This window comes from Skermanella sp. (genome assembly GCF_059503625.1).
In genome coordinates this window covers 3608-8951 of the sequence record NZ_JCACHA010000824.1, presented here as the reverse complement: position 1 = coordinate 8951, position 5344 = coordinate 3608, and the positions used below count along the sequence as shown (strand labels likewise).

Annotated in this window: 3 protein-coding genes and 2 pseudogenes; 2 read left to right on the top strand and 3 right to left on the bottom strand. The window is 61.1% G+C overall.

Translation table 11 applies throughout. From position 1 onward, the window contains the following. Positions 1-66: 66 nt before the first annotated feature. Positions 67-1383 carry a caspase family protein gene (locus AC5JJ6_RS29685; protein ID WP_496045509.1) on the bottom strand — a complete coding sequence of 439 codons (1317 nt, stop codon included), beginning with the start codon at positions 1381-1383 and terminating at the stop codon, positions 67-69. A 931-nt stretch (positions 1384-2314) separates the two neighbouring features. Here AC5JJ6_RS29685 and AC5JJ6_RS29680 point away from each other — a divergent pair. Then, complete coding sequence (locus AC5JJ6_RS29680) at positions 2315-2968, top strand: ERCC4 domain-containing protein (protein ID WP_496045508.1); 654 nt, start codon at positions 2315-2317, stop codon at positions 2966-2968. Between the two features lie 585 nt (positions 2969-3553). Beyond that, a pseudogene (locus AC5JJ6_RS29675) lies at positions 3554-3802 on the top strand (transposase); the annotation flags it as partial. 284 nt (positions 3803-4086) lie between these two features. Here the strand turns inward: AC5JJ6_RS29675 and AC5JJ6_RS29670 are convergent. Together AC5JJ6_RS29670 and AC5JJ6_RS29665 are read right to left on the bottom strand one after the other, a co-directional pair. Continuing rightward, a pseudogene (locus AC5JJ6_RS29670) lies at positions 4087-4191 on the bottom strand (IS5/IS1182 family transposase); the annotation flags it as partial. A 128-nt stretch (positions 4192-4319) separates the two neighbouring features. Next, entirely contained in the window at positions 4320-5147 is an 828-nt protein-coding gene (locus AC5JJ6_RS29665; protein ID WP_496045507.1) for a DMT family transporter, read from the bottom strand. Positions 5148-5344: the final 197 nt, after the last annotated feature.

The following is a 5344-nucleotide window of genomic DNA, read 5'->3' as shown; positions in this document are numbered from 1 at the left end:
GTGGACACGGGGCAGCACCGCATTTACCAAAGTCGATCTCGCATCGGACTGAAACTGTGCCCCGAATCAGCGATTGCAGAATGTAGTTGCGGTACAGGATCGCCCTCCCGATCTCAGGCATTCGGACACGGCGTCGGCAGCCGCCGCTTCGGACGTGCTTGCCTTGCTCCAGCCGATCCCCAGGGAAACGTTGTCCGTCGCTACCGCCAGGCATTCCGATCCGGACGCGATGAGCTTCAGACTGCAGCTTGGTGCCTTAGACTTGCACTGCGCCAGCGCACTGTTGACCGCCCTGTCGATGTTGTCGAAACGCGCAGTCACTCCGGTGTGAATCCGCCCGGCATAGAGCGAGGAGACCGCGATCGCCCCGAAGGGCCCGCTGCTGGCCACGTCCGCCGCGGACAATGGAGGTGCTGACATGTAGACGTTCTCAGTCAGGGACGAATGATCCCACGGAATTTGCCGGCCGTTCGTCGCTTCGATGACCTGCCGGCGGACCTGTGACAGGATCTCCCTGATTTCGCGGTTCGGCTCCGGTAGATGACGTATCAGCGCTTCCGCAAAGGGACTGTTGCGGCCTGCTCCATCGTGGGCAACGTTGTTTGGCTCTGTAGCGAAGGCGATCAACGTGTCGGGTCCGCCATCCAGTTGGGCAAGCCCGGGGAGAACGGATACGCGACGACCTGTCGCGCCGGTAAGAATCCCGCGTCCGTCCTGCAACTCGGTCTGCCACGGATTGTTCCTGCAAGCATCAAGGATGATAATCTTGGCGCGCCGATCTCCCTGCATCCCGCGAAGGATGCCGGTCACTTCAAAACCGCTGCTGAAGATTTCAGCCGGTGCGCCAATTCGGGCGTCGACCGGCAGAAGGTAGTTCCGACCGTCGATCTGCAGGCCGTGTCCCGCGAAGTAGAAAACAACAATTGAGGCTTCCGGCAGGCTTCTGGTGAAGGTTGTGATCAGCGAGAACATGGAAGCCCGGTCGAGATCCCTTCCCTCCACGACGCGGAAGCCGAGCCGCCTGAGCACCGCCGCCACGTCCTGACCATCATTCACCGGATTGGAGAGTTCGGCTGCATTCCAGTACGCTGAGTTCGCGATGACAAGGGCATGATGGCTGGATTGCGCCTTGGCTATCGATAGCCACGCAGGAGCAAGAAACATCAAAGCAGTCAGCATCAGGGCGATCCGGGCGGGAACGGATACCATCGGGATCGGTCGCACCGGATCGTACGGTGTTGGAGCAGGCCGCGTCGGAACCAACCCGATCAGGATAGGTGGTGCCGACCTAAAACGTCCAAGCGCCGCTCGGGAGAGAGTCAGCGCCGCGATATGGCCCCAATACGCCGCGCCCGCACAGTGGAAGCCGAAGGCCCGCGTCATTGCAGACACTCGTGACGAACCAGTTGGCATGAGCGGGTTTGCAGATTGCAATAATCCAGGATCTCACCAATGGTTTCGCTGGGCTCGCGTCCCCAGAAAACCTGGTCCTGTCCCTGGACCACGATTGCACAATCTCCTGGCGCGTACTCGTGCACGACCTTGCAAAGCGGATTAGCGCATCCCGTCAGGGCGTTTCTACGGGCGTCAGCCGCATGGTCCGCCACGGCGAGATGCCAGAACCGGCGACCCTGCTGCGGAACGACGGCCAGGGCAGCGCTTTTATGCGGAGGGCCCGCCGAGATGACCGTCTCGATTTCGGATCCCTGTTTAGTGCATCCCGGCAGGACGGCCAAGATCACGACGACGAGACAGCAGATCATGCCGGATTTGCATTGCCCTATCATCACCGTACCTCTACGCCTGGTTGCACATGCGACATAGAGTTGCATGGGTGACAAGAGAAGGCAAAGATGACCATTGTTGTTAACACGATCCGGTCGGTCGTCCGTGCCGGATCTGCAACAAATCACGAAGATCCGGGTCGGCACGGTGCTATTGGAAGGCGCCAGTCGTGTTCTCGGCCGCGATGCGGCCCCTGTGGCTCACCACCGTGCCCCTCACGTCGGGTCTCACCGCGCATTGCTACGGGCTGCGCTGCATGGGCACTCTCTATGTAACGTGTTCCTGAGCTACCAGCTGGGAAGCTTTGTGGGTGCCTGGCTCGGCGGGGCGGCTCTACGACACCGTGTGATGAGTCGGTGTAAAGGGAAAACGGGGAAACGACTCGGACGGCACCGACTGAATTCTTCCAGGACCTCGACCTGTGTCACGCGTCCCACTCTCACAGCTACAGATCGGGCCGTTCTGGTTTGTGACGTTTGATACCCCAGCGAGGTTGTATGACGTGTCACTGCTCCCAACCGGTGCTGTCATGCGCATCATCGCCGACTGCCACGAACCCGCCGAGATCCTGAAGCTGCTCCGCACCGCTGACGGTGTGGACGGCAGCGCCGTCGAGATCGAAACCGGCTCGCTTGATGTCGGCGATTATCTGATCGGGCCAGGCGCCGCCGTGGAGCGTAAGGCTGACGGGGACTTTGCGGCCTCGCTGCTGGATGGCCGCATGGCTGAGCAGGCAGCCAAGCTGCGGGCGACCTACGAGAAGGTCGTTTGGATCATCGAGGGCAACCCGTACGACGGCCACATCGCTCTGGACCCCAAGGTAATTACCGGCGCGATCAGTCACCTCGCCGTGGTAGAAGGGGCAACGGTATTGCGGACGCAGAACCTGCAGGAAACGGCGGACCTCCTACTGTCCATGGCCAAGCGGCTGCAGGACGGCCGCCGCGATCTGGCATTGCGCCCCGGCAAGCCCGCTGATCCCCGGCTGCTGGCCGAGTACATTGTGAGCGGATTGCCCAGGATCGGGCGCACGAAGGCCAGCACCCTGCTGCAGCGCTTCGGCTCGGTACGCGGCGTGTTCACGGCCGACCCAGCTGATATTGCTGCGATCCATGGTTTTGGCCAGAAGACCGCTGAGGCTATCCGCGCCGCGCTCGACACATCCTATCAGGACTCCGCGTGAACAGGGGCGCCCTGGCACCCCTTCCGAGGATGGCTTCTCCCGCTGGGCGGTCGAAATAATCAAGCCTGTGGATCGGCCCGGTCCGTAGCTCTCAAGCTGTGTTCAATATGTCGGCCGGATTGGTGGACGGGTCACCTGGTTCCGCCGCAGCCGACCACATCTGTTTATCGCCGTGGTCTTCCTGAAGCCATGAAGGCAGCTGCCGGTCCGGATCAATGCACCAGGGCTCAGATAATGCCCTCCCCTGAAAGGTAGAGACCTGAAAGCGATCAAGGTCTGCGCCCTGCTGCCGAGATATCCTGCCTCCTCAGTCTATCAGTCGCAGTCGTCATGACCTTTCCTGGAACTATCGCCTCCTACGTCTTACCGCTGATCATCGTGGCTGCCCTAGCCAGCATTCATCTTCCGTATCCCTTTGCCGGCGATCAGACTCTCTTCCTGCTGGGCGCTGCTGCACTGGATCGGGGAGAGGTGCTATACGTCGATTTCTGGGACATCAAGCAGCCCGGCATCTACTTGTTCTTCTGGCTGGCCGGACGCCTGTTCGGCTTTTCAAAAATCGGTGTCCATCTTCTCGAATTGATTTGGCAGCTGAAGTTCCCGGCGATCGCTGCCAGCATTGAGGAGGCGGGAGCCAACCTGTTCACCTTCCTGCGCTATCCGTCCGATCTGTGGGAATCGATCAGGACGACGAACGTATTCGATCGGCTGCATGAGGAGTTCAAGCGCCGGATCAAGACCCAGTGACTGCTGACCTGCGCCGAGACCGCTTGCATGCTGTTTTGGGCCCTGCTCGCAAGCGGCCAGATCACGCTGCGCCGCGTTGACGGCTGAGATACCCTACACGTCGCTCCCGCCGACCACCCATTTCACTTCGCCGCCTGATCCGACGACCCTGAAGTTCAGGAGAGCGCGCCGTCAGCAATTCCTACCAACCTTCAGACACCACTATGGACAAGCAGGTGCCGCCCCTAAGCCATGTGTTGTATCATTGTCACGGTGTGTGGCTTTGAACAGTCTATGGGCATGCTTATTGTTGCAAGCCATGCTCTTCCAGGTATTTATAACGGCAAGACGACAGCGGGGATGAAACGATCGTGGCTGCGTCGGTCAAATAAAATGATGCAGCGATCGTCCTCACGCTCAGGTCCAGGCTGGTTCGTCAGCATGAACGGCTCGATCACCACCCATTGCGCGCCTGAGAGCCAGAACACGTCTACCATCGCCACCTCTAAGGTACCACCCACGGCAGCGGATCACGAAACCGAAGCCGCGGCAACACTTTGGGTCGGTTCAGGCCCTAGCCAAGGTTGGAAGGGCGGCGGTGATGTCCATCACATCACCTCATCGCTCAGGCAAACCTCCTGGCGCCCGCAACGCACAGCACGACCAGCCCCGTCACCGCAATCATTGTCCAGGCGACGGGTTCGCCCAGCAGCAGCCCCGCCAGCGACAAGCCGAAAAAGGGCTGAAGCAACTGCAACTGCCCCACACCGGCGATGCCGCCAAGTGCCAGTCCCCGATACCAGAAGACGAAACCGACCAGCATGCTGAACACGGAGACATAACCAAGCCCGATCCAGGCCGGAGCCTCGATGCCGGTCCACACGTCCGGTATCGCGGCGAGCGCGATCACTGCCATGACAGGCGACGTCAGCACGAGCGCCCAGGAAATCACCTGCCAGCCGCCGAGCCGGCGCGACAGGATCGCCCCTTCGGCATAGCCAAGGCCACAGAGCAGGACTGCCAGCACCATCAGGAAGTCGCCGGTGAGCGACGTGCTGCCGCTCTGCGACAGGGCAAAGCCGGCGACGGCGAGGCTTCCCACCCCCGAGAACAGCCAGAAGGCTGGCTTCGGCCGCTCCCTGCCGCGCAGCACGCCGAATATGGCGGTGGCAAGCGGCAGGAGCCCGATGAAGACGATCGAATGCGCCGAGGTGATGTATTGAAGCGCCAGCGCGGTCAGAAGCGGAAAGCCGAAGACGACGCCGAGCGCCACGATCGCGAGCGAGGCAAGGTCGCCGCGTACAGGACGTGGCTGCCGCAGCAATAACAGCAGCGCAGCCCCCAACACGGCCGCGATCACCGCCCGCGCCGATGTCAGAAACAATGGAGTGAAGCTGCCGACCGCAATGCGCGTCGCCGGCAGCGAGCCGCTGAAGATGACCACGCCGAGCATTCCGCTGCCCCATCCCGCTGTGGTCCGTCCCATCCTGTTCCCCTTTCCAGCCACTTGATCTTTTCGCGGGGATCTTAGCGTGAGGATCTCTGGCGGTAACAGCGACAGTCCCATACAATTTCAACGAACCGTATTGGGTATGGGAGCAATACAGTTGGCGACGGTCGAGCCATGATAAGCAGGACGGGTACACGCAC